Raw genomic sequence first — 24,239 nt, 5'->3', positions numbered from 1 at the left:
AGCGGGAGAGGGAATGAAGGCGTTAAGGCACCTGCTCCAGCGCTAACTCTTCTTGATAAAAATTCGGCAGCTCGCCAATGCGTTCCGGCGGCACCGGTTTGCCCAGCAAATAGCCCTGCAAGGTATCGCAGCCTAAACCAGTGAGGAACGCCTGTTGATCCTGGGTTTCTACCCCTTCGGCGACCACTTTCAGATGCAACGACTGCGCCAGCGCGACAATGGCGGAGACGATGGTGGCATCTTCCGAATGCGCCTGCAGTTCATTAACAAAAGCGCGATCGATTTTCAGCTCGCTGGCCGGTAACCGCTTGAGATACAACAAGCTGGAGTAACCGGTGCCGAAATCATCAATCGAGGCTTTTACGCCCATATTGGTGAGTTCGGTGAGGATACGCACGCTCTCTTCCGGATCGCGCATCGCCGTGGTTTCGGTCACTTCCAGCGTCAAAAGTTCAGCCGGAATCTGGTGCTGCGTCAGCGCCTCGGTAACGGTTTCCACCAGATTGCTTTGCTCAAATTGTACAGCCGACAAATTGACCGCCACCGACCAGTGCGGATGACCCTGCAGATGCCAGGCACGCAGCTGGCGACAGGCTTCGTTGATCACCCAGTTGCCGATGTTAATGATCATGCCGGTCTTTTCCGCCATCGGCAGAAAGGCGTCCGGCGCCAGCAGACCGCGTGAAGGATGCTGCCAGCGCAGCAGCGCTTCAAAGCCAAGGATCGGGCCGCTCGGCGCGCAGTATTTTGGCTGATAGAACAGGCGTAACTCTTCGTTATCCAGCGCTTGCCACAGATCGTTGTTCAGCTGCAATTGCGACTGCGCCAGCGTGTTCATTGACGGCTGGAAGAAGGTGTAACCGTTGCGGCCGTTGTTCTTGGTGTGATACATGGCGGCATCGGCGTTGAACATCAGCTCGCGATCATCTTTGCCGTCACCGGGGTAAACCGCAATTCCAATACTCAGCGACACCACCAGCTCATAGCGCGAGATATCGAATGGGCGATCCACCGCTTTCACCAGCGTATCAGCAACCGCTGCGGCATCATTGGGTTCATCAATTTCCAGCAGCAGCACAAACTCGTCGCCGCCCATGCGCGCCAGCGTGTAGTGCCCTTTCATCTGTTCGGTCATGCGCTCGGTCACGCCAATCAGCAGGTTGTCGCCCACGTGATGGCCAAAAGCGTCATTTACCGCTTTGAAGCCATCCAGATCCATAAACATCAGCGCAAACTGCGTTTTCTCACGGTTGGCTTTATTGAGGGCTTGCTCCAGACGATCTTCCAACAAAATACGGTTGGGCAGACGCGTCAGGTTATCGTGTAGCGCCAGCTGTGCCAGCTCACGGTTGGCTTCCGCCAGCGAGTGGGCGAGGATCGAGGTGCGCGCTTGCAGACGTGCATCGAGCATTGAGACCAGCAAAGTAATGCCGAGGATCGCTAGCGTCACCACCGTCACCACCACCGCCAGCCAGTTGCTGTTTACGCCCATGTGCGTCGCATGGCTGTGCATCGGGAAATTGGCCGCCGCCATGCCGGTGTAGTGCATGCCGGCAATCGCACAGCCCATCACCACCGATGCGCCTAAACGCAGCGCGGTGACGCGGCCGTGACCTTCGCGCAGGTTAAACGCCAGCCAGAGCGCGGCGCCTGAGGCCACCAGCGCAATCGCCACCGATGCCGCCACCCAACCCCAATTCCAGGTGATGCCGGGCGTAAACATCAGCGCCGCCATGCCGGTGTAGTGCATGGCGACCACGCCGGAACCCAGCACCACAGCGCCTCCACACAGTCGCAGCCACGGCAAAGTGGGCGTTGAGCACACCAGCCACAGCGCAAAAACCGAGGCTAATACCGCCACCACCATGGAGGTGACGGTCAGCGTGGGATCATAGCTCATGACCATATCGAGGCTCATCGACAGCATGCCAATGAAGTGCATCGCCCAGATGCCCACGCCCATAGCGAATCCACCGCCGAATAACCAAACCAGCGCCACCTTGCCAGTTGAGGAAGCCACGCGCCCTGCCATATCAAGCGCAGTAAACGAGGCCAGCATCGCTACCAGAATCGAGACGATGACGGTAAACGAATCGTACGAAGTCACTAACATAGTGATTTCCCAAGTAAAAGCCGGTGTAAGTCAGCTGTGGTGTTGTTGTTAAAAAAGTGCGGTCTATTGGTTTTATTGTAGGAATTATCGGCAGCGTAACTGCCGATATGAGTTTTTGAACGATGAAACCTTCCGATGGGGAAGAAACTAAAAATTGTTTATTGCGCGCCCGCCAGCGGCACCACGTTATCGCTAAAGGCCAGCGGCACCGCAAGCGCAGCGGTAAATTCACCGATGCGATCGGCTGGCGTGGGCTTGCCGAGCAGATAACCTTGCAGCGTGTCGAAGCCTAACCCGGTGAGCAAACGCTGCTGCTCCTCGGTTTCGACCCCTTCCGCCACCATGCGCAGGTTAAGCGTTTGTGCCAGCGTCAACATCGCAGTGACCACCGTGGCGTCTTCGCTGCCGGCGCGCAAACTGTTGATAAAGGCGCGGTCGATTTTCAACTCGCTAGCTTCAAGGTGTTTCAAGTGCAGCAAGTTGGCGTAGCCGATGCCGAAGTTATCAATCGCCACTTTCACCCCAAGACAATGCAGTTCGGCAATGCGCTGCTGGCTGAACTGCGGATCGCGCATCGCAATGTTCTCGGTAATTTCCAGCATCAACGCCCCGTCAGGGATTTGATGGCGCTGCAATGCCTGGCGCACGCTCTCAATTAAATCACGCTGCTGGAACTGCAGCGCCGAGAGATTGACCGATACCGTCCAGTCGCCGTTACCTTCATCGTGCCACTGCTTCAGCTGGCGGCAGGCTTCATTGATCACCCAGTTACCCAGCGCGACAATTTGCCCGGTTTTCTCGGCGCGCGCCAGGAACATATCGGGCATCAGCAGGCCGCGACGCGGATGCTGCCAGCGCAGCAGCGCCTCGAAGCCCATCAATACGGTGCCACCCGCGCGGAATTTTGGCTGATAGAACAGGCGCATCTCCTGATACTCCAGCGCGTTCCACAGATCGTTAGCCAGCGCCAACTGATGCTGCGCCACCGCGCTCATCGCCGGTTCAAACAGGCACCAGCCGTTACGCCCGCTGTGTTTGGTGTGATACATGGCGGAGTCGGCGTTGAACATCAGCTCCTGCTGGCTGCGACCATGCAGCGGGAAGATAACGATACCGACGCTGAGCGAGACGCGCAGCGAATAGCGATCAAGTTCGAAAGGCGCATCAATGATTTGAACCAAACGCTGCGCCAGTTTGGTGGCCTGATGCAGATGAAATTGCGGGCACAGTATGACGAATTCATCGCCGCCCAGACGCGCCAAAAGAATCTCCTCACTCAGTTCATCGCGCAAACGATCGGCTACCGCGATCAGCAAGCGGTCGCCAACGTGATGGCCCCATGTGTCGTTAATGGCTTTGAAACCATCGAGATCCATGAACATCAGCGCGAAGTTTTCATCCTGCAGCGTCGCCTGCTTGATCGCCGTGGTGAGTTGCTGCTCCAGCATCACGCGATTTGGCAGCGCGGTGAGGTTGTCATGCATCGCCAGCTGGCGCAGCTCGCTGTTGGCGCGCTTGAGTTTGGCAGCGAGACGCGCGGCACGCAGTTGCGCATCCAGCATCGATATCAGCAACATCAGCCCCAGAATGCTCAGCGTGATAATCGTGACCCACACCGCCATTCCCTCTTCGCTGGCGCCGTGATGTTGCATGCTCACCGGCATAACGAATTCTGCTGCCGCCATGCCGGTGTAATGCATGCCGGCAATCGCAATGCCCATCACCAGTGCCGCGCAGGCACGCAGCAGCAGCAGGCTTTCGCCCTGGCGCAGATGAAACGCCAGCCACAACGCCGCACCTGATGCTGCGTAGGCAATCAGCACCGAGAGCGTCACCAGCGGCAGATTCCAGTAAATCGGGGTGGCAATCATCAGCGCGTTCATGCCGAGGTAGTGCATGACAATGATGCCGCTTCCCATGATTAAGGTGCCGCGAATTAAGCGGCGTCGGGTGAGATGACTGCCCTGCACGCCCTGCGCAAAGGCGAAGATGGCGCTGATAATCGCCACCAGCAATGAGATGGCGGTCAGCTCGACGTTGTAGCGCATGGTCATTGGCATCATCATCGCCAGCATGCCAATAAAGTGCATTGCCCACACGCCGATGCCCATCGCGGTGCCCCCGCCGATCAACCACAGTGTTGCCAGATAACCGCGTGAAACGGCCACGCGCCCGGCGGTATCTAAGGCGGTGAACGCGGCAATGAAGGCCACGATCAGTGAAACGGTAACCAGAACGCTATCCCAGGTAACCAGCAGCATGTGCGCTCCTAAACTCTACCCGCTGCGGAGCGGGTGCGGTGTCGTCAAAACAAAACAAGAATGATAAAGCGCCGATCAAGGGCGATTAATGTCCCCCTGCGGCGCAGTTCAATACAGAACTGGTCCAGAAAAATCTGGAGTTGTCGTGCGGATTTTTTTTATTTTCATCGTCAGTCGTTAAGCGAAAAATTAATAATATCTGATTAATGCACGAACATAACATTGAACCGAAGCGCGCGGTAGAGGGTGAAATCATCGTCTATTTAGTTTTTTTAACCGCTCGCTACCCCTTGTGATTACTGAGTTATCGGCGAAAAGTGTGAATTGATTAGGGAAAAATTGAACCATCTGCATACAGGGGCCAATTTGCTGATCTATAGTAAAGAAAACTGATATAAATCATTAATCCGCCATCCAGGAATTTTCTTAGGCGGCAGGCGCTTACGCTGTCGAGTCCATTGCGGCTCTTGTTTGATTTCGGATGTATTTCCATAAATGTATGACCAGGTGAAAAAGCACTGACCTTGGATAATCAGTAAGGAATGATTATGAAACTCAAGCTTTTTCTTGTGGCGTCTAGCCTAAGCGCCGCACTGGCACCTCATGCTGTTTTTGCCGCCACCACAACGGGAACCATCAATGCGACGTTGACGCTGACCACCGGTTGTTTGGTGAACGGTCAATCGGCCACGGCGGGAGTGAACTTCGGTACCCTGAACTTTGGTAGCAGCGCAGCCACTTTTGATACGCTCAATGCCACCCTGGTTGGCGCAGCAGGTAACGGCATCTTTGTTCGCTGCACCACCGGACAAACTTTCAACGTGCAGGTCACCAGCAGCAACGCTGCACCGGCGACCGTTTACGGTACGGTGAGTGGCCAGCCACGCTACCTGATCCTCGGCTCCAACAATACGCAAGGCATTGCCTATACGCTGTATAGCGACGCCGCATTCACTACCGCCATCGCCAACAACACCAATATCGCTGCCAGTGGTACCACCGATCCTACACTCGGGACCAACTACGCCATTTATGGTCAGGTTGTGGGCGGCGGGTTTAACCCCTTGATTCCGGCAGGGACCTACACCGACACCATCAACGTGGCGGTGAATTACTGAGGGAAAGGATAATCAGGGAGGCCGTGGTGCAACGGTGGGTGCACAGTGCAGGCGGCCTTGCCCTGCTGATAGGGAGCGTCTCCGCCTGGGGGTTGCCGACCGCAACGTTTCAGGTTTCAGCATCAGTAGTGGCAGGCTGTGTTGTCTCCGGAACCAATACCGGGGTATTTGGCACGCTTAATTTTGGTACCCAATCTGGCGTGGCCGCGAGCAGCGTCAGCGCCAGCTATGTACAAAGCACCACCATCACGCTCGCCTGCACGCCAGGCACCGCCGTGAGTATGAGCATCAACGGCGGCAGTCATTACACCTCCACGCGCAATCTCAAACACACCAGTAACACCAATACCGTGGCGTACAGCCTGTATACCAATGCGGCACACACCACGGCTATTCCGGTGAATAGCCCAATGGCGCTGAGCTACAGCAATGCCAACAACATCACGTTGCCGATTTACGGCTTATTAACGCTGCCCGGCCCCACGCGCGCCGGGACCTATACCGACACTTTAACCGTCACGCTGAGTTGGTGATGGCGTCACTTAAAAGGAGGAATGATGATTAACCTGCGCGCCCTGATCCTGTTGTTATTTGTGGCCCTAACGCCTGCGGTGCATGCCGCCAATTCGCTGATGGTGTGGCCGATCGATCCGGCGATTGATCCGGAAGATAAAGCCAGCGAGCTGTGGCTGGAGAATCACGGCAATGCCACCACCATGATGCAGGTGCGCATCTTCAGCTGGCAGCAGGTTAACGGCCAGGAGCAGTATCAAACCCAGCAGCAAGTGGTGGCGAGCCCGCCGATGGTGCGCCTCGAGCCAGGACAGAAGCAGCTGGTGCGTTTAATTAAGCAAACGCCACCTGAAGCCGGACGTGAAGTGGCCTTTCGCGTGGTGCTGGATGAGATCCCTACGCCGCGTACGCCAGGCGAAAATCAGGCCGGACTCACTTTCCAGATGCGCTATTCGGTGCCGCTGTTCATCTACGGCAGCGGCGTGACGCGCGACACGGCAAAACCGCAGCTGAGCTGGCAGGAAGTGAACAGCGGCGGCAAACGCTGGCTGGAGCTGACTAATCGCGGTAATGGCCACGCGCGCTTAAGTAACGTCACCATAGGCGGACGCAAAATGGGCAACGGCTTGTTTGGCTATGTGCTGGCCAACAGCAGCCATCGCTGGCCGTTAACCCGCAGCGTGAGCGGTGAGCTGTCGGCCGAAATGAATAAAGGTCACTGGAGCAGCGCGGCCGCGCGTTGATGAAGTTTACGCCGCATCCCTGCGCGCTGGCCGTCGCCAGCGTGCTTTGTATCAGTCCGATGAGTAGCAGCGCGGAGACCTTCTCCGAACTGCCACCGCCGCCTGCGCTGGAGAATAACGCCAGCGGTCAGCAATACATGCTGGAACTGGTGGTGAATCAGAGCGAACGTGGCGACATCGTGCCGGTTGAACGTAAGAATGGTGATTTCTGGTTGCGACGCGGCGATTTGCAACGCGCCGGTATTCCGGCCGAGAAACTGCAAGGCCAGCAGATCGATGTCAATCAACTCAGCGGAGCGAAAGTGGAGTATGACGAACGACGCCAGCGCCTGTTATTGACGGTGCCACCCGCCTGGCTGCCGGGTCAAACCATTGGCCAGTTACAGCATGCACCGCGCTTTCCCGGTCGCGCCAGCAATGGCGCGCTGCTCAACTATGACTTTTACGCCACCCGTACCGATAACGCCGGTTCGCGCCTCTCCAGCTGGAACGAACTGCGCTTGTTTGGCCCGGCTGGCCAGTTTTCTACCAACGGCGTTTACGTGCAGCAACTGGAAGGTGGCGTTGCCGGTCAGCAGGAAGGCTATATCCGCTACGATACGTGGTTCAGTAATGAAAACGAGAACGCAGCGATCAGTTGGCGCGCCGGGGATTTGGTTACTGATGCGCTGAGCTGGAGCAACAGCGTGCGGCTGGGTGGCGTGCAGATTGGCCGCGACTTCAGCGTACGGCCGGATCTGGTGACCTATCCGCTGCCCGCCTTTTCCGGCCAGGCGGCGGTGCCCTCTTCGGTCGATCTGTTTATCAATGGCTATCGCAGCACACAGGCCGACGTGCAACCGGGCCCGTGGTCGCTCACCAATGTCCCTTTCGTTAACGGCGCCGGCGATGCAGTGATCACCACCACCGATGCGGTGGGCCGACAAGTCACCACCACACTGCCGTTTTACGTCTCCAGCAGCTTGCTGAAAACCGGGTTATCCGATTATTCATTCTCCGCCGGTGCCATTCGTGAAAACTACGGCATCAACAATTTTGATTATGGCGCAGCGGCGGCCAGCGGCTCCTATCGCTACGGGCTGAACGACTGGCTGACGCTGGAGAGCCATGCGGAAGGCAGCGACAGCGTGGCGATGGGCGGGGCGGGTGGCTTAGTGAAGCTCGGCAGCTTTGGCGTGGTGAATGGCGCGCTGGCGCAGAGCCAGATGGACGGTAATCCCGGCACGCAATACAGCTGGGGCTATCAGTACAACAATAGTTGGTTCAGCCTGGGAACCCAGCACATCATTCGTAGCGTCGATTTCGGGAATCTCGCGTTGATCGGCAGCCGTGGTGACAGCGCCAACACCAGTTACTCGCTGGCGCGACGCAGCGCGCAATACACCGCCAGCGTGTCGCTGAGTGACTACGGCAGCCTTGGCCTGGCTTATTTTGATATCTCCGGCGGCAACGGTGACCGCACGCGTTTACTGAATCTGTCGTGGAGTAAAAATCTGTGGGGCAACAGCAGCCTGTATATCTCCGCCAGCCGCGATCAGGATCAGGGCAACTGGAGCGGCGCCATTTCGCTGATCATCCCGTTCGGCGAACAGAGCAGCGCCTCGGTAAGTACGGAACGCGATCAGGAGGGCAATAACAGCCAGCGTCTGTATGTGTCGCGCGCGATGCCAACCGACGGTGGCTTCTCCTGGGATGCGGCCTGGGCTAATCAGGCCAGCGACAGCGGCGATTATCGTCAGGCCAGTCTGCGTTATCGCAATAACAAAATTGATACCTCAGCCGGTTTCTACGGCGATAACGACAACACCACGCAATGGGCCGATTTTACCGGCTCGGTGGTATTGATGGATAACCGCGTGTTCGCTGCCAACGACATTAACGATGCCTTCGTGGTAGTGAAAACCGATTATCCGGATGTCACGGTGCGTTATGAGAACCAGACAATGGGCCGCACCGATAAACAAGGCTATCTGCTGGTGCCATCGATCAGCAGCTATTACGGCGCCAAATACGACATCGATACGCTGGACCTGCCCGCCGATCGCACCGCGCCGAAGGTTGAACAACGCTTTGCGGTGAAGCGCAAAAGTGGCTACCTGCTCAATTTCCCGGTGGAGCGTCTGCGCGCCGCCAGCGTGGTACTGCATGACAGTCATCATCAGCCGCTGCCGATTTCCAGCCAGGTGTTACGTCCGAATCAGGCCACCGAATATGTCGGCTGGGACGGCATTGTGTGGATGGAAGATCTCGGTGCTAATAACCCGATTCATGTGGTGACGCCGGATGGACGCAGCTGCGATACGCAACTGGCTATCGCCGACGGCCAGCCAAAAGCGCTGGAAACTTACGGACCGCTTACCTGCCCGCTGCCACCGCCGTCGCAAGGCTCAGCGGTGAGCAGCGCGGATAATTCACCGTCAGGGATTTCACCATGAGAAAGCTTCTGCTCCTGCTGGCGCTGTTTTTAATGCCGGGAACCAGCTATGCGTTGTGTAGCTTATCGGCCCCCGCCGCCACGTTCGGATCGGTTACCACGTTTTCCGTCGCTTCAACGGTGAATAACACCTCAAGCACCACTAACGTCAACTGCGGTTCGGGTACGCTTTCGCTGCTGGGCTCCGATAACATTACCTACGCTTTTACCACCGCCTCAAACCTCAGCGGCACGCGCGCCGTGTTGAAAACCGCCAGCGGCGGCACCGATAACATTCCGATTCAGCTGTGTATCGACAGCGCCTGCGCCACCGAATTACAGCAGGGCGGCAGCTATCGCTGGAGTTCCGCCTCGCTGCTGGCGTTGGGAAACACCCTTAACTTCAATATTCCGCTCTACTTCCGCACCGTACCCGGCCAGGTGATCGCCGCCGGCACCTATACCACCACCATTACCATTACCGTGAGTTATACGGTGTGCGCCGGGTTAAACGTGGGAGGATTGTGTGTGGGAACGGTACAGAGCAGCACGGGTACGGCGATGCCGATTACCGTGAATCTGGTGGTGACCAACGATTGCACCACCATCACTGCGCCCAACGTCAGTTTTGGCAGCGCGCCTTTGGTGGGCAGTTTCTCAACGGTGCAGCAGACGATTAACGTGGTGTGTTCGAAGGGCAGCACTTATACCGTCGGCTTGAGCAACGGCAGTTACTACAGCGGCACCACGCGGCAGATGGCGAGCGGAACTAACCGGCTGGCGTATGACATCTACAAAGGCACCACCACCACATCGCGCTGGGGACCGACCGGCACCGATCGCTGGAGCAGCACCACCTCGACATCGTTGAATGCGGATACCGTGACGCGCAACTTTACCTATACGGCGCAGATTTTGACCACGCAGAATACGCCCGCGGCGGGGAATTATACCGATAGCGTGGTGGTGGATGTGTCGTTTTAGCGGGGTGCGCGCTGTCCCTCATCCCAGCCTTTTCCCGCCGGCGGGAGAAGGGGCTGATCGCGCCGTTACCTAAACATTCCCTCTCCCGCTTGCGGGAGAGGGTTAGGGTGAGGGGAACGATGTTGCGCTTGATACTGCTTCACCATGCGGCCAATCAGCAGCGTGCCGACCAATCCGCACACCGCCGCAAAAGAGAGCCACACGCCCGGCATCGCTTTATCGCCTGTCGCATGAATCAGATAGCTCGACACCGCTGGCGTAAAGCCGCCAAACAGCGCGGTTGCCAGGCTGTAGGCCAGTGAGAAACCCGAAGCGCGCACTTCTGCCGGCATGATCTCAGCCAGATACACCACCATCGCGCCGTTATAACTGGCATAAAGGAACGACAGCCACAGCTCGGCCTCAACCAGATGGGAGAAGGTCGGCGCTCCCACCAGCCAATGCAGCACCGGCCAGGTAGTTAAAATCATCAAGAGGGTGCAGACAATCAGCAGCGGACGACGACCGATGCGATCCGACAGCGAACCCATCACCGGCAGCCAAAACAGGTTGGAGATGCCGACAAACAGCGTCACCAGGAAGCTCTGTTTGTCACTCATCATCAGCACGGTTTTGCCGAACGTCGGGGTAAAGGCGGTGATCATGTAGAACATCACGGTGGTGGTAACCACCATCAACATCCCTGCCAGCACCAGCGCCCAGTTCTGCCCGACCGAACGCATAATCTGACGCATTGAGGGATGATGTTTACGCTGGCTGAAGGCTTCGGTCTCTTCCAGCATGCGGCGGATATAGAACAGGAACGGCACGATCATACATCCCACCACAAACGGAATACGCCAGCCCCATTCGGTGACGGCGTCTTTCGCCAGCAGATGGTTCAGGCCCAAACCGAGCAGCGCGGCGAAGATCACCGCAACCTGCTGGCTGCCCGATTGCCAGCTGACATAGAAGCCTTTGCGCCCTTTCGGCGCCACTTCCGCCAGATACACCGATACGCCGCCCAGCTCAACGCCCGCCGAGAAGCCCTGTAATAAACGACCGAGCAAAATCAGGATCGGTGCGGCGGCACCGAGCGTGGCGTATCCGGGCACCAGCGCGATGGTTAAGGTCCCAATCGCCATCAAGCCGAGCGTTAACAGCAAGCCTTTACGACGGCCATGATGGTCGATGTAAGCACCAAGAATAATCGCGCCGAGCGGGCGCATCAGGAAGCCTGCACCGAAGGTCATCAGCGTCAGCATGAGAGAGGCAAAGGGATCATCGCCGGGAAAAAAGGTTTTGGCGATCGCCGTGGCGTAATAGCCAAACACCATGAAATCGTACATCTCAAGGAAGTTACCGCTGGTAACGCTAAAGATGGTTTTGGCACCGCTTTGCGGCGATTTTTGTAAAGAGTGACTCGCGCTCATATTGTCCTTCCTGGTTTTTCTTCCGTTGTAGCGTGCCGGGCCAGGAATAAACGTGATCTTCTTCACCATTGCAGTTTACAAAAATACGACCAATAGTAACAATAAATTAACAAATTGCGTGCAGGCATTAAAAAAGGCCGCTACGGGAGCGACCTTTACGGCAAGGCTAAGTGGAGTGACGTTACTTCTTCACCGTTTCCATGCCCATCAAACCAATCTTCAGATAACCGGCTTCACGCAGCTGATCCATCACTTCCATTAGGGTGGCGTAATCCACCGATTTATCCGCCTGGAAGAAGATGGTGGTGTCTTTCTTGCCTTCGGTTTGTGCCGTCAGCGCATTCACCAGCGTCTCTTTGGTGACCGCATCGTTTCCGATGAAGATCTGCTTATCTTCCTTGATGGAGAGATAAACCGGTTTTTCCGGACGCGGCTGCGGCGCGCTGGTCGATGCTGGCAGGTTAACGCGCACATCGACGGTAGCTAATGGCGCGGCGACCATAAAGATGATCAGCAGAACTAACATGACGTCGATAAACGGCGTCACGTTGATTTCGTGCATTTCGCCATCGCCGACGGAGTCATCGTTTAAACGCATCGCCATAATACTTATCCTACGCGCAGTTTCTGTGCCGCCGCTGGACGGTTGGCTTCTTTCGCGGTATCAACGTTGCCGAGATCCAGATCGCGGCTCTGCAGCAACATCACCTGCGCGGCGACATCGCCCAGCGACGCTTTGTAGCTGGCAATCATACGCGCGAAGACGTTGTAGATAACCACGGCGGGGATTGCCGCCACCAAACCAATCGCGGTAGCCAGCAGCGCTTCGGCGATGCCCGGCGCGACGACTGCGAGGTTAGTGGTTTGCGTTTTCGCTATGCCGATGAAGCTGTTCATGATGCCCCAAACGGTACCGAACAGACCGATAAACGGCGCAACGGAACCGATGGTGGCGAGGAATCCATTACCGCGACCGGCATGACGGCTAAATGCAGCCACGCGGCGTTCGAGACGGAAGCTGGTGCGCTCTTTGATGCCATCCAGATCTTCAGTACCAGCGGAGAGCTCCAGCTCATTCTGCGCGTCGTTAAGCAGCACAGCGCTGTGGCTGTTACTTTTGAAGTTTTCAGCAGCACGGTAAGCATCGTTTAATGAGCGGGCTTCGCCCAGCGCTTGCTGCTCGCGTTTCAGGCGACGTTTTGCCCCGCTCAGCTCAGCAAACTTACCGAAGAAAATTGCCCAGGTGACAACCGAAGCCAGTAACAGGCCAATCATCACAATCTTTACCACGATATCGGCATGCTGATACATGCCCCAAACGGAAAGATCCGTTTGCATCAAATCACTGGCTACCACGCTGCATCTCCAACTTCTGTTGCACAGTTCACGATTGAAGCGCGGATCATAGCAAAAAACACCACCGAAGTGATAGTGGTTCTCATTACTATTTACAAAGCAAAGATGCCCGCCATTTCCACAAGTTAGCGGATGTTATGCGCTATTCTGGCCTCACTCTGATAATCCGCAATCAGGCTCAACCCGCTACACTGATTCGTGGTAACGTGAATGTTTTGTGGGAAATGTCAGGAAAGGCAGTGATGGCAACGAAAAAAATAGACACCACGCTTGTCAGCGCGGGACGCAGTAAACGTTACACGCAAGGCTCAGTTAACAGCGTAATTCAACGCGCTTCATCCCTGGTTTTTGACACGGTCGCCGACAAGAAACGTGCTACCGCTGGCCGCGCGTCAGGCGAGCTGTTTTATGGTCGTCGCGGCACCCTCACCCATTTCTCGCTGCAAGACGCCATGACCGAGCTGGAAGGCGGCGCAGGTTGCGCGCTCTATCCGTGCGGCGCGGCGGCGGTCTCTAATGCCATTTTGTCCTTTGTCGAAGCCGGCGACCATATTCTGGTGAGCGGCGCGGTCTATGAACCGACACAGGATTTCTGCTCGAAAATTCTCAGTAAGCTGAACGTCACCACCACCTATTTCGATCACTGCATCGGCAGCGAAATTGGCGAACTGGTGCAGCCGAATACGCGCGTGGTGTTCCTGGAATCACCGGCGTCGATCACCATGGAAGTGCAGGATATTCCCGCGATTGTTGCCGCCGTGCGCGCCAAAGCGCCGGAGGCGATCATCATGATCGATAACACCTGGGCGGCGGGCGTGTTGTTTAACGCGCTGGAGCATGGCATCGATATTTCGATTCAGGCCGGCACCAAATACATCATTGGTCACAGCGACGCGATGATTGGCACGGCGGTAGCAAATGAGCGTTGCTGGCCGCAGCTGCGCGAGAACTCCTATCTGATGGGCCAAATGGTCGATGCCGATACCGCTTATATGGCGAGCCGCGGCATTCGTACGCTGGGCACACGTCTGCGTCAGCACGAAGAGAGCGGATTGCAGGTGGCGGAATGGCTGGCCACGCAGCCGGAAGTGGCGCGCGTTAATCATCCGGCGCTGGCGCAGTGTAAAGGCCACGCATTCTGGCAGCGCGATTTCAGCGGCAGCAGCGGTTTGTTCTCGTTCATCCTGCATGAAAAACTGAGCCGTGAGCAGCTGGCAAATTACCTCGATCACTTCCACCATTTCAGCATGGCGTATTCGTGGGGCGGCTATGAATCCCTGATTTTGGCGAACCAGCCTGAAGAGCTGGCGGCGATTCGTCCGGCGGGCGGCGTGGATTTTGACGGCACGCTGGTGCGTCTGCATATCGGCCTCGAACATGTCGATGACTTGCTGGCTGACCTTAAAGCCGGTTTTGCACGTTTAAGAAGTTAAACAGAAGATAAACCACGCTGTGGCGGCGATGAGAGATCAACGTATGCGATGCCACAGAAGGTTAAAATTAGACTCCTTGTGACTCGATGGAATAGCTGATGGGTGTTTTACATGAGATTGTCCAGGCGCTTTGGCATCAGGATTTTGCCGCGCTCGGCAATCCGGATGTGGTTTGGATTGTCTACGGCGTGATGTTTTTAACGCTGTTTCTGGAAAACGGTTTGCTGCCCGCGTCATTCCTGCCGGGCGATAGCCTGCTGTTACTGGCGGGCGCGATGGTCGCCAAAGGTGTGATGGACTTCGTGCCGACCATTGTGATTCTGACCACGGCGGCCAGCCTTGGCTGCTGGCTCAGCTATCTGCAAGGACGCTGGCTCGGCAACACCAAACTGGTGAAAAGCTGGTTGCTGCATCTGCCCGCGCAATATCATCAGCGCGCGTGGAATATGTTTAACCGCCACGGTTTGATGGCGCTGCTGGTTGGCCGCTTCCTGGCCTTTGTGCGCACCTTACTGCCGACCATGGCCGGGATTTCCGGCTTAAACAATGGCCGATTCCAGCTGTTTAACTGGCTGAGCGGCTTGTTGTGGGTTGGGATTGTGGTGACGCTGGGCTACGGCATCAGCCATGTGCCCTTTATCAAGCGCCATGAAGATCAGGTGATGGCGATCCTGATGATTCTGCCGATCGCGCTGCTGTTTATCGGCCTGGCAGGCAGCATTGTGGTGATCTGGAAAAAACGCCGCCAGAAACTCTCCTGATTACGACGCGGCGTCAAACGGTAAGGTTTGACGCACGCGGCTCGCCTCTTCTCCCGGCGTCACGCCGAAATAGCGCTTAAACTCACGCGAAAACTGCGATGGACTTTCATAACCGACGCGCACCGCCGCCGCGCTGGCTTTCATGCCATCCTGCAGCATCATCAGGCGCGCCTGATGCAGGCGATAGCGCTTAAGGTATTGCAGCGGCGAGGTTTGCGTCACCGCTTTGAAGTTATGATGAAACGCCGAAACGCTCATGTTCACTTCAGCGGCCAGCATGTCGACGCTCAAACTCTCCGCGAAGTGGTTTTCGATGCGACGCAGCGCGCGCGCAATCTGGCTGAACTGCGTCTGACGATTGACCAGCGACAGCAACGCGCCGCCAATCGGTCCGGTTAGCACGTAATAGATGATCTCGCGCACCAGCTGCGGCCCCAGCACGCGGGCGTCGCGCGGGTTATTCATCACATCCAGCAAGCGTTCGGCCGCACACAGCATCTCTTCGCTCATGAACGCCGAATGGATGCCGGAGGTTTGTGCCTGCGGCTGGAACTGCTCGTCATCGCCGATATCCATCAGCAAATCCTGCAGGCTGGCGACATCCACGCTCAAACACATGCCGGCCAGCGGCTCCGCCAGCGTGGCTTCGGTTTCGCACTCCACTGGCAGCGGTACGGTGAGCATCAGATATTTGGTGGCGTCGTAGTGGAAAACGGTGCTGCCGAGATAGCCGGTTTTACGCCCCTGAAACAGAATCACGATGCCGGGTTGATACATCATCGGCGTTCGCGGCAAGGTTTCGCAGGCATAGATCAATTTGACATTTTCTACCGCGCACAGCGGCTTATGCAGGTCATTCATCAGCGCAACCACGCGCTGCGCTAGCTGGCGGCAAAGGGCGTCGTTTGGCATGCATCTCTCTCAGGCAGCAAAAAAGTCAGTTTGCCGTAAGGCTGTACAAAGCTCCACTATTCTGGAGAATCAGGCAAGATTCTTGCAGAAATCTATCAGGCAAAAGTGCCGCCCGCTTGCCACAATGATCCTGAGGTGAGGTTTGTTGACTAGACTTAAGCACATCTTTTCTACGGTAAGTCCCTGCAACAGATAAGGAGCAATTATGGCAGATCAACCCATTATTAAATTGCGCGACGGCAACATGATGCCGCAGCTTGGCCTCGGCGTGTGGCAAGCGAGCATTGAGGATGCGCGCAACGCCATCCTGGAAGCCCTGAAAGTCGGCTATCGCTCCATCGATACCGCCGCTATCTACAAAAATGAGGAAGCGGTTGGGCAAGCGCTGCAAGAGACCGACGTGGCGCGCGATGACATTTTTATCACCACCAAGCTGTGGAACGACGACCAGACCAACTGGCAACAGGCAATGGAAACCAGCCTGAAGAAGTTGCAGTTAGAGCAGGTGGATTTGTATCTCATGCACTGGCCGTGCCCGGAAAAAGATCACTACGTTGAAGCCTGGAAAGGTTTGATTGAGCTGCAGCAACAGGGCTTAACCAAGAGCATCGGCGTATGTAACTTCCACGAGGCGCATCTGAAGCGTTTGATCGATGAAACCGGCGTGTCGCCGGTGGTGAACCAGATCGAGCTGCATCCGATGCTGCAACAGCGCACGCTGCATGCGTGGAATGCGCTGCACCAGATTCAAACCGAATCCTGGAGCCCGCTGGCGCAAGGCGGTAAAGGCGTGTTTGATCAGGAGATTATCCGCGAACTGGCGAAGAAATATAGCAAGACGCCGGCACAAATCGTGATTCGCTGGCATCTGGATAGCGGCCTGGTGGTGATTCCGAAGTCGATTACCCCGGAACGTATTCGTGAGAATTTCCAGGTGTTTGATTTTAGGTTGGATAAAACTGAAGTGAGTGAGATCAGTAAGCTGGATAGCGGTAACCGTTTGGGACCGGATCCGGAGGCGTTTAACGGGTAGAATGGCGCGCGTTTCCCCTCACCCTAACCCTCTCCCGCAGGCGGGAGAGGGAACCGTAAGGTGCGTTTTGCTCGATCTGCTCCCTCGCCCGCTTGCGGGAGAGGGCTGGGGTGAGGGCGTTAAGACGCTGAATTCACCAATAACTGCCCCGCCGTCCCGCGATCCGCCATCTCTAACGTCTGGCTGTAATAGACAAACGGGAAATGATCCGACGAACTCTGCGGGAAGCTCACCAGCAGTTCCACGCTGCCATCCACCCAAACGGTATCTTTCCAGCCGCGATCTTCGCCCATCGGCTGCGCGCCATTGACGTTCTTAATCAGGAACATCACGCCCTGAATATGCAGCGATTGCGGGCGATCCGCGTGGATAATCCAGCGCTCAAAGGTGCCCTGCTGCACGGTGGTATCAATGCGGTTCATGTCCCACAACACGCCGTTAATGCCCGGCTCGCTGTCACCAATGCGGAATTCGCGCGTACGCACCGCCACGCCATCAAGAATCTGATCCGCCAGCAAACGCATCGGCAGATTGTCAGTCACCAGCGGCAACAAGCCGGTTGGGCGTAAGCTCAGCACCAGCGTATTGGTCAGAATCGATGACGGCTCAAACAATCCGCGCAGGCGATCCATCAAACCCGCCGCCGTTCCGGCCATGATCGAAACTTCATCGCCCTGTGACATATCCACCAGCACTTCACGACGTTCGCCGGGAGCCAGCGTCAGCAGCTGCACCGCCACCGGCGCAGGCAGGAAGCCCTGATCGCTGGCGATCACCGTAAAGGGGCGATTATCGGAGAAGGTGAGATCGAAGCGGCGCGCGTTCGAGCCGTTCAGCAAACGCAAACGCACCCAGCCGCGCGACACTTCGACATAGGGATTTTGCACGCCGTTCACCAGCAGCACGTCGCCCATAAAACCGCCGCTGGAGGGCGGGTTATAAACCGGCGTGGCGAAGTTATCGAGGCGCTTGTCCTGAATAATCAGCGGGAAATCATCGACGCCATAATGCTTCGGTAGCGGCAGCGATTTACTGACGTCATCTTCCACCAGCCACATGCCGGCGAGTCCGTTGTAGACGTGCGGCGCCATGCGATTTGGCGTATTGGCGTGATACCACAATGTGCCCGCGCCCTGACGAATCGGCAGCACCGGCGCCCAATCAGCTCCGGCCGACATCATGCGCGGCGCACCGCCCATTAACGCGCCCGGCACCTGCAAACCGCTGACGGTCATCGATACCGGTTCGTTGAGGCGGTTGCTGTAAATCAGCTTCACATCGTCGCCGCTATACACGCGCACCGTTGGGCCGAGATACATGCCGTTAAAGCCCCACACCGGCACTTTGTTGCTGTTGCCGCTGAAAGACCAATGGCTGCGCTGCAAGGTGAGAAACAGCGGCTGACCGCGACGTGATTCAATCAGCGGTGGAATAGGAAGTGGCGTATCGCCCAATGGCGCGGCGGCGCGGGCGGCGAAAGGCATAGCACCGGAAGCCAGTGCGACACCGGCAGAAAGCTGAATAAACTGACGTCTGCTGCAAGACATAAAACTTCAGACCTTTTGAGCGTGGCGTGAGGACGCCGTGTCCATGTTGTTCTAATTAATGATGAGTTGCTGTGTGGCTTGAGAACGGGGCAGATGATCACCTGCCCCATTTTGGCTGCTCAGAGTTTACCGTTTTTTTCGCGTTCGGCGACTTCGGCGTTCAATTCTTCCAGTTTAGTCGACATTAATTCACGGCAGTGCGTGGCGAGCTTACGCACCGAGGTGGTGGCAAACTGCGAGGTATCGACCGGCGGCAACATCTCCACAATTACCAAACCGTTGTTCCAGCGGTTCAGCTTGATCTTGTCGTGGGTGTTGGAAACCACTATCGGGATGATTGGCACACCGGCGGCTACCGCTGCATGAAACGCACCGGTTTTGAACGGCAGCAAACCACGACCGCGGCTGCGCGTCCCTTCCGGGAACATCCAGAACGAAATGCGCTTTTTGTTGAACTGTTCCACCAACTCACCGATGGTGCCGTGCGCTTTGGAGCGGTTATCACGGTCAATCAGCAGGTTACCGGTCAGCCAGTAGAGCTGGCCAAAGAACGGAATCCACAGCAGGCTTTTCTTGCCCACGGTCACGGTGGTCGGCTGCACGATTTTAGCCGCCGTGATCATGTCGTAGTTGTTCTGGTGGTTAGCGATATAGATCGCGTTGCCATAATGCGCGGCTTCCGCCGGTTTACGCAGTTCCACTTTGAGACCAAACACCGTCGACAGACGACCGAGCAGATGGCCGAAGGTTGCGACGTGACGCGGATTACGCGGTGAAAACAGACACCAGATACAGCCAACAATACTGACCAGAATCGAATAAACAATAACAATAATTGCTCGTAAAATTAGTAACATAGATTCCTCAAATGGGGCATTCCATCGCCTGAATTACAGCGTTACTCTTCACTCGCGTCGGCTTTCGGACGCGCTGGTGCATTCACTTCTACGCTATCGATGCGTTGCAGGCCACGCGCCACGCTGCCGCGACGACCGCGCTCGGCACGCACTTTCTGCAGATCTTCATCACGCATGATCAGCTTACGTTTACCGACATATACGGTGATTGACGCGCCCGGCGGCAGAATCAGCAACCATTGTAGTTTGTCGGTGCCCGCCGCGGCTTCCGCAGCAGGAATCGAAATGATCTTGTTGCCTTTGCCTTTCGACATCTGCGGCAGATCGCCAACCGGGAACATCAACATGCGTCCAGCCTGGGTAATCGCCAGCAGCATATCATCGCCGGAATGCACCGCCATTGGCGTCATCACTTTGGCGTTTTCCGGCAGCGTCAGCAGCGCTTTACCGGCACGGTTGCGCGACACCAGATCGGCAAAGGTACAGATGAAACCGTAACCGGCGTCAGAGGCCATCAACAGCTTCTGATCGTCGGGCTCCATCAGCACCTGCTCAATCACCGCGCCCGGCGGTGGCGTCAGTTTGCCGGTGAGCGGCTCGCCCTGTCCGCGCGCGGACGGCAATGAGGTCGGATCCAGCGTGTAGCTGCGTCCGGTGGAGTCGATAAAGGCCACCGGCTGATTGCTCTTGCCGCGTGCGGCGGCCAGATAGCTGTCGCCCGCTTTGTAGCTTAAGCCCGCCGGATCGATATCGTGGCCTTTGGCGCTGCGCACCCAGCCCATCTGCGACAGCACGATGGTCACCGGCTCAGCGCTCACCAGCTCGGTTTCGCTCAGCGCTTTGGCTTCTTCGCGCTCGTGCAGCGGCGAACGGCGATCGTCGCCGTAGGTTTGGCTATCGGCCAGCAGCTCTTTCTTCAGCAAATTGCTCATCTTGCGCTCGGACGCCAGAATCGCCTGCAGCTGATCGCGCTCTTTTTCCAAATCCGCCTGCTCGCCGCGAATCTTCATCTCTTCCAGTTTGGCGAGATGGCGCAGTTTCAGTTCGAGAATCGCTTCGGCCTGGGTTTCGCTGATGTCAAAACGCGACATCAGCACCGGCTTCGGCTCATCCTCGGTACGGATGATGTGGATCACTTCATCAATATTGAGGAACGCCACCAGCATACCTTCAAGAATATGCAGGCGACGCAGCACGCGATCTAAACGATAGTTGAGGCGGCGCGTCACGGTATCGCGGCGATACACCAGCCATTCAGAGAGGATTTCCAGCAGGTTTTTCACCGCCGGACGGTTATCCAGTCCGATCATATTCAGGTTAACGCGGTAGCTTTTTTCCAGATCGGTGGTGGCAAACAGGTGATTCATCACTTGCTCGAGATCCACGCGATTGGAGCGCGGCACAATCACTAAACGCGTCGGGTTTTCGTGGTTGGACTCATCACGCAGATCTTCCACCATCGGCAGCTTTTTATTGCGCATCTGGTTAGCGATCTGCTCCAGCACGCGTGCGCCCGACACCTGATGCGGCAACGCGGTGATCACCACATCACCATCTTCTTTTTTCCACACCGCACGCTGACGAATCGAACCGCGACCGCTCTGATAAATCTTACGGATTTCGCTGCGTGGCGTGATGATCTCCGCTTCGGTCGGGTAATCCGGACCTTGCACAATATCCAGCAGCTCATTCAGCGTGGTTTTCGGGTTGTCGATCAGCTTGACCGCTGCTTCCGCTACTTCGCGCAGGTTATGCGGCGGAATGTCGGTCGCCATCCCCACGGCGATGCCGGTGGTGCCGTTGAGCAGAATGTTGGGCAGACGCGCCGGCAACATCTTCGGCTCCTGCAGGGTGCCGTCGAAGTTCGGGATGTAATCGGACGTGCCCTGACCGAGTTCACCCAGCAGGATTTCAGCGTATTTAGACAGGCGCGATTCGGTGTAACGCATCGCGGCGAAGGATTTTGGATCATCCGGCGCACCCCAGTTTCCCTGGCCATCCACCAGCGGATAGCGGTAGGAGAACGGCTGCGCCATCAACACCATCGCTTCATAACAGGCGCTGTCGCCGTGCGGATGGTATTTACCCAGCACGTCACCAACGGTACGCGCCGATTTTTTGAATTTAGCATTGGAATTGAGACCCAATTCCGACATGGCATACACAATACGGCGCTGCACTGGCTTGAGGCCATCGCCGATGTACGGCAGCGCGCGGTCCATGATCACGTACATGGAGTAGTTCAGGTACGCGTTTTCGGTAAACGTGTGCAGGGCAAGACGCTCTGCACCATCCTGCGTCAATTCGCTCATTCAGCTCGCATCCTCACTTCGTGGCCCGCAACGGCGTGACATCCGGCGGTCATTTGGCGAGGATATTACCTTATTCGTGCGGTTTAGTCACAGAGAAGCCCGTTCAGCAAACAGAATCGTCTTGCATTAAATAGCGTGATATTGGTTGGAAAATTAAAACGGAATGGGAGCCATGTCACAGTGAATATCGGCAATAATCTGTGAGCAACTTCGCAATTAATATCGCGAGGCAATTAGCGTATTAATGGTGTCCGCAAGCCAGGACAACATTTAGTATTGTTGCTTAGTGATTACTCTCCTAAATTCATACTCCACAAGCCCCACATTTTTGCGCGTCTGATTTCTGGCATGGAATAAATATAACCACCAATTAGCCATAAACGTTTTGCCAAAATAAGGGTGAACGAATGCAAATACTGACTTCGCGACAACACCGATTAGTAAAATTGCTGCTGCATCATGCCGCACCGCAGCCGACAAAAGAATTAGCTTTACAGCTTGGCGTGTCGGAGAAAACCATCCAGCGCGATTTGCAATGGCTGGAGAGTTGGCTTCGCGACTGGTCGCTGCAGCTGGAAAAAATGCCGGGACGCGGCATACGTCTGCGGGTAAACGATCTGCAGCAGCGTCTGCAACTGGAGCAGCAGCTTAACGGCGACGAAAGCAGTTCGGATGCGCTGAGCCACAACAGCCGACGGGTGAAAATTGCCTCGCAGCTGCTGAGCGATGCGCCACGCGCAACTTCAATCAGTAAATTGTCGGAACGCTACTTTATTAGTCATGCGTCAATCGTGAATGACCTGAAGGTGATCGAAGAGTGGCTGCAGCCGCTGGGTTTGGTGCTGCAGCGCGGCCCCGGCGGCACCCACATCGAAGGCAATGAGCAGACGCTGCGCCAGGCGATGGTGTCGCTAATTAATGATGTGATGCAGCAAAACGTCGCCGGCACGCCGCTGCTACCACGCCTCGATCCCGGCAGCCAGCAAGCGCTGGTGCACTATTTTGGCGACGAGGATGTGGCTTTTGTGCAGGCGCTGCTGCAGCAAATGGAGCAGCAACTGAGTTATCCGTTGGGCGACGCGTGGTACCTCAATCTCTGCACCCATATTCTGATCATGATGCATCGCATGGCGCAAGGTAACGCGCTGGCGCTGGAAACCCTGACCAGCGCGCAGGATCTCGATCAGCGCATTCTGAAGATTGCCCAAAATATGGTGGTGCAGATTGAACAGCGCATGTGCTGCGCATTGCCAGCCGATGAAGTGGGTTTTATTTATCAATATATTGTCTCGTCCGGTATTGTGGTGGAAGAGCGTGGCGATAATGCCCCGCTGCATAATCAATTTTCTACCGCTGAATCAGTGAAAATAACCTGTGAATTAATCGATCGCTTCGCGTCATTTATTCAGCAGGACTTAGCGCAGGACCGATTATTATTTGAAGGGTTATTAGTTCATATAAAGCCATTATTAAATCGACTCAAATATCATATTCATATTCGTAATCCGCTGCTGGAGGATATTCAGCAGGAGATGAAGGAAATATTTTCATTAACGCAACAGGCGATGCAATTAACCGCGCGCAGCCAGGGACTTTCATCGGTGGCGGATGACGAAATAGGTTATCTGTGCGTGCATTTCCAGGCAGCGCTGGAGCGACAAATCGCCCACAAACGCATTCTGGTGGTGTGCTCCAGCGGCGTGGGAACCTCGCATCTTTTGAAGAGTCGCATTCTGCGCGCCTTCCCGGATTGGGAGATTGTCGGCGTGGTTTCCGCCAGTAATCACGCGGAGTTTTGCCAGCGAGAAACGGTGGATTTGGTGATTACTACTATTCACCTTAACGCCGGAGCGGTTCCGGCGGTGTATGTCAGCGCCTTTTTTAACGATGACGATATTCGGCGGGTGACTGACGCCATGATTGGCAGCCAGCTGCCTGACGGCGCCTCCTGCGCTTTGGCTGAACATTAATTGAATGAGGATTGATCATGGATATTTCGCGCATTCTGACGCCGCGCCGCGTTAACCTGGCGCTGACCGCCACCACCAAAGAGCAAGCGATTCATGAGCTCACCGATTTGCTCTACCACGACGGCGCCATCAGCGACCGCGCCGCCTTTATCGAAGACGTCTGGCTGCGGGAAGCTGAAGGTTCCACCGGCTTCGAAAATCATATCGCCATCCCGCACGGTAAATCCGCCGCGGTGAAACAAACCACGCTCGCCATCGGCCGCACCCAACACGACATACCGTGGGAAACGCTCGATGGCAGCCAGGTGCGCTGCATCATCCTGTTCGCGGTGCGACTGGAAGATCAGAACACCACCCATATTCGCCTGTTGTCGCAGGTGGCCAGTGCGCTGGCCGATGATGAGGTGATAGCCCAACTGCTGGTGGAAAACGATGCCAGCAATATCATCCGGCTGTTTAGTCAGTACGCCGAAACCGACCTCTGTTAACACCCTAACTCTC

The 24,239-nt window shown here is 56.2% G+C and carries 19 protein-coding genes; 10 read left to right on the top strand and 9 right to left on the bottom strand.

The genetic code is table 11. From position 1 onward, the window contains the following. Nucleotides 1–22 precede the first annotated feature (22 nt). Both Q3H59_RS03215 and Q3H59_RS03210 read right to left on the bottom strand, forming a co-directional pair. On the bottom strand, nt 23–2,113 hold the full coding sequence (locus tag Q3H59_RS03215; protein ID WP_192412112.1) for a bifunctional diguanylate cyclase/phosphodiesterase: 2,091 nt from the start codon (nt 2,111–2,113) through the stop codon (nt 23–25). 158 nt (nt 2,114–2,271) lie between these two features. Beyond that, the gene (locus Q3H59_RS03210) at nt 2,272–4,374 is read right to left on the bottom strand and encodes a bifunctional diguanylate cyclase/phosphodiesterase (RefSeq protein ID WP_192412113.1); all 2,103 of its coding nucleotides are present in this window, start codon (nt 4,372–4,374) and stop codon (nt 2,272–2,274) included. Between the two features lie 548 nt (nt 4,375–4,922). Here Q3H59_RS03210 and Q3H59_RS03205 point away from each other — a divergent pair. The 5 genes from Q3H59_RS03205 to Q3H59_RS03185 are packed head-to-tail and all read left to right on the top strand — an operon-like array spanning nt 4,923 to nt 10,145. After that, a complete protein-coding gene (locus Q3H59_RS03205) occupies nt 4,923–5,492 on the top strand; it encodes a spore coat protein U domain-containing protein (protein ID WP_101761803.1) in 570 nt (189 codons plus the stop codon). 26 nt (nt 5,493–5,518) lie between these two features. Next, on the top strand, nt 5,519–6,025 hold the full coding sequence (locus Q3H59_RS03200) for a spore coat U domain-containing protein (RefSeq protein WP_240632893.1): 507 nt from the start codon (nt 5,519–5,521) through the stop codon (nt 6,023–6,025). A gap of 24 nt (nt 6,026–6,049) precedes the next feature. Next, nucleotides 6,050–6,748 (top strand): molecular chaperone, encoded by a 699-nt coding sequence (locus Q3H59_RS03195; RefSeq protein ID WP_309836616.1) that lies wholly within the window; start codon nt 6,050–6,052, stop codon nt 6,746–6,748. Continuing rightward, nucleotides 6,748–9,183, top strand: a complete 2,436-nt coding sequence (locus tag Q3H59_RS03190) for a fimbria/pilus outer membrane usher protein (RefSeq protein WP_309833140.1) — start codon at nt 6,748–6,750, stop codon at nt 9,181–9,183. Before Q3H59_RS03195 ends, Q3H59_RS03190 begins: the two co-directional genes overlap by 1 nt. Next, the gene (locus Q3H59_RS03185; RefSeq protein WP_309833138.1) at nt 9,180–10,145 is read left to right on the top strand and encodes a spore coat U domain-containing protein; all 966 of its coding nucleotides are present in this window, start codon (nt 9,180–9,182) and stop codon (nt 10,143–10,145) included. The genes Q3H59_RS03190 and Q3H59_RS03185 overlap by 4 nt, the downstream gene beginning before the upstream one ends. 65 nt (nt 10,146–10,210) lie before the next feature. Here Q3H59_RS03185 and Q3H59_RS03180 read toward each other — a convergent pair whose 3' ends face one another. The 3 genes from Q3H59_RS03180 to exbB all read right to left on the bottom strand — a co-directional run bounded on the left by Q3H59_RS03180 (nt 10,211) and on the right by exbB (nt 12,895). Next, complete coding sequence (locus Q3H59_RS03180; RefSeq protein WP_110867293.1) at nt 10,211–11,557, bottom strand: MFS transporter; 1,347 nt, start codon at nt 11,555–11,557, stop codon at nt 10,211–10,213. A 181-nt stretch (nt 11,558–11,738) separates the two neighbouring features. Beyond that, on the bottom strand, nt 11,739–12,161 hold the full coding sequence (gene exbD / locus Q3H59_RS03175) for a TonB system transport protein ExbD (protein ID WP_008103349.1): 423 nt from the start codon (nt 12,159–12,161) through the stop codon (nt 11,739–11,741). A gap of 5 nt (nt 12,162–12,166) precedes the next feature. Further along, complete coding sequence (gene exbB / locus Q3H59_RS03170; RefSeq protein WP_192236537.1) at nt 12,167–12,895, bottom strand: tol-pal system-associated acyl-CoA thioesterase; 729 nt, start codon at nt 12,893–12,895, stop codon at nt 12,167–12,169. 260 nt (nt 12,896–13,155) lie between these two features. Here exbB and metC point away from each other — a divergent pair, with 260 nt between their 5' ends. Together metC and Q3H59_RS03160 are read left to right on the top strand one after the other, a co-directional pair. Further along, nucleotides 13,156–14,346, top strand: coding sequence for a cystathionine beta-lyase (gene metC / locus Q3H59_RS03165; protein WP_309833135.1), 1,191 nt, complete (start codon nt 13,156–13,158; stop codon nt 14,344–14,346). A 98-nt stretch (nt 14,347–14,444) separates the two neighbouring features. Continuing rightward, nucleotides 14,445–15,107, top strand: coding sequence for a DedA family protein (locus tag Q3H59_RS03160; protein ID WP_101761796.1), 663 nt, complete (start codon nt 14,445–14,447; stop codon nt 15,105–15,107). Here the strand turns inward: Q3H59_RS03160 and Q3H59_RS03155 are convergent, their stop codons facing one another. After that, on the bottom strand, nt 15,108–16,019 hold the full coding sequence (locus Q3H59_RS03155) for an AraC family transcriptional regulator (protein ID WP_137386539.1): 912 nt from the start codon (nt 16,017–16,019) through the stop codon (nt 15,108–15,110). A 205-nt stretch (nt 16,020–16,224) separates the two neighbouring features. Here Q3H59_RS03155 and dkgA point away from each other — a divergent pair, with 205 nt between their 5' ends. Further along, nucleotides 16,225–17,052, top strand: a complete 828-nt coding sequence (dkgA, locus tag Q3H59_RS03150; RefSeq protein ID WP_110867295.1) for a 2,5-didehydrogluconate reductase DkgA — start codon at nt 16,225–16,227, stop codon at nt 17,050–17,052. Between the two features lie 119 nt (nt 17,053–17,171). On the opposite strand, the gene ftsP is transcribed toward dkgA, so the two are convergent. The 3 genes from ftsP to parC all read right to left on the bottom strand — a co-directional run bounded on the left by ftsP (nt 17,172) and on the right by parC (nt 21,768). Continuing rightward, a complete protein-coding gene (gene ftsP, locus Q3H59_RS03145; RefSeq protein ID WP_101763013.1) occupies nt 17,172–18,599 on the bottom strand; it encodes a cell division protein FtsP in 1,428 nt (475 codons plus the stop codon). 119 nt (nt 18,600–18,718) lie between these two features. Next, nucleotides 18,719–19,456 (bottom strand): 1-acylglycerol-3-phosphate O-acyltransferase, encoded by a 738-nt coding sequence (locus Q3H59_RS03140; RefSeq protein ID WP_101763012.1) that lies wholly within the window; start codon nt 19,454–19,456, stop codon nt 18,719–18,721. A gap of 41 nt (nt 19,457–19,497) precedes the next feature. Continuing rightward, a complete protein-coding gene (parC, locus tag Q3H59_RS03135; protein ID WP_137386541.1) occupies nt 19,498–21,768 on the bottom strand; it encodes a DNA topoisomerase IV subunit A in 2,271 nt (756 codons plus the stop codon). 407 nt (nt 21,769–22,175) lie between these two features. Between parC and Q3H59_RS03130 the strand changes: the two genes are divergently transcribed. Both Q3H59_RS03130 and Q3H59_RS03125 read left to right on the top strand, forming a co-directional pair. After that, nucleotides 22,176–23,738 carry a transcription antiterminator gene (locus Q3H59_RS03130; protein WP_309833126.1) on the top strand — a complete coding sequence of 521 codons (1,563 nt, stop codon included), beginning with the start codon at nt 22,176–22,178 and terminating at the stop codon, nt 23,736–23,738. Nucleotides 23,739–23,755: 17 nt separating this feature from the next. Beyond that, on the top strand, nt 23,756–24,226 hold the full coding sequence (locus Q3H59_RS03125) for a PTS sugar transporter subunit IIA (RefSeq protein WP_061720482.1): 471 nt from the start codon (nt 23,756–23,758) through the stop codon (nt 24,224–24,226). Nucleotides 24,227–24,239: the final 13 nt, after the last annotated feature.

This window comes from Pantoea sp. SORGH_AS_0659, assembly GCF_031453915.1.
In the GTDB taxonomy this organism is placed as follows: Bacteria; Pseudomonadota; Gammaproteobacteria; order Enterobacterales; family Enterobacteriaceae; genus Pantoea; species Pantoea leporis.
The sequence above is the reverse complement of the archived record's forward strand: the minus strand, read 5'-3'. Positions and strand labels throughout refer to the sequence as shown.

Excerpts from the sequence above, each read along its gene's own strand:
- Q3H59_RS03215 (WP_192412112.1), bottom strand. The coding sequence starts at position 2,113 with ATGTTAGTGACTTCGTACGATTCGTTTACCGTCATCGTCTCGATTCTG.
- Q3H59_RS03210 (WP_192412113.1), bottom strand. The coding sequence starts at position 4,374 with ATGCTGCTGGTTACCTGGGATAGCGTTCTGGTTACCGTTTCACTGATC.
- Q3H59_RS03205 (WP_101761803.1), top strand. The coding sequence starts at position 4,923 with ATGAAACTCAAGCTTTTTCTTGTGGCGTCTAGCCTAAGCGCCGCACTG.
- Q3H59_RS03195 (WP_309836616.1), top strand. The coding sequence starts at position 6,050 with ATGATTAACCTGCGCGCCCTGATCCTGTTGTTATTTGTGGCCCTAACG.
- Q3H59_RS03190 (WP_309833140.1), top strand. The coding sequence starts at position 6,748 with ATGAAGTTTACGCCGCATCCCTGCGCGCTGGCCGTCGCCAGCGTGCTT.
- Q3H59_RS03185 (WP_309833138.1), top strand. The coding sequence starts at position 9,180 with ATGAGAAAGCTTCTGCTCCTGCTGGCGCTGTTTTTAATGCCGGGAACC.
- Q3H59_RS03180 (WP_110867293.1), bottom strand. The coding sequence starts at position 11,557 with ATGAGCGCGAGTCACTCTTTACAAAAATCGCCGCAAAGCGGTGCCAAA.
- exbD (WP_008103349.1), bottom strand. The coding sequence starts at position 12,161 with ATGGCGATGCGTTTAAACGATGACTCCGTCGGCGATGGCGAAATGCAC.
- exbB (WP_192236537.1), bottom strand. The coding sequence starts at position 12,895 with ATGCAAACGGATCTTTCCGTTTGGGGCATGTATCAGCATGCCGATATC.
- metC (WP_309833135.1), top strand. The coding sequence starts at position 13,156 with ATGGCAACGAAAAAAATAGACACCACGCTTGTCAGCGCGGGACGCAGT.
- Q3H59_RS03160 (WP_101761796.1), top strand. The coding sequence starts at position 14,445 with ATGGGTGTTTTACATGAGATTGTCCAGGCGCTTTGGCATCAGGATTTT.
- Q3H59_RS03155 (WP_137386539.1), bottom strand. The coding sequence starts at position 16,019 with ATGCCAAACGACGCCCTTTGCCGCCAGCTAGCGCAGCGCGTGGTTGCG.
- dkgA (WP_110867295.1), top strand. The coding sequence starts at position 16,225 with ATGGCAGATCAACCCATTATTAAATTGCGCGACGGCAACATGATGCCG.
- ftsP (WP_101763013.1), bottom strand. The coding sequence starts at position 18,599 with ATGTCTTGCAGCAGACGTCAGTTTATTCAGCTTTCTGCCGGTGTCGCA.
- Q3H59_RS03140 (WP_101763012.1), bottom strand. The coding sequence starts at position 19,456 with ATGTTACTAATTTTACGAGCAATTATTGTTATTGTTTATTCGATTCTG.
- parC (WP_137386541.1), bottom strand. The coding sequence starts at position 21,768 with ATGAGCGAATTGACGCAGGATGGTGCAGAGCGTCTTGCCCTGCACACG.
- Q3H59_RS03130 (WP_309833126.1), top strand. The coding sequence starts at position 22,176 with ATGCAAATACTGACTTCGCGACAACACCGATTAGTAAAATTGCTGCTG.
- Q3H59_RS03125 (WP_061720482.1), top strand. The coding sequence starts at position 23,756 with ATGGATATTTCGCGCATTCTGACGCCGCGCCGCGTTAACCTGGCGCTG.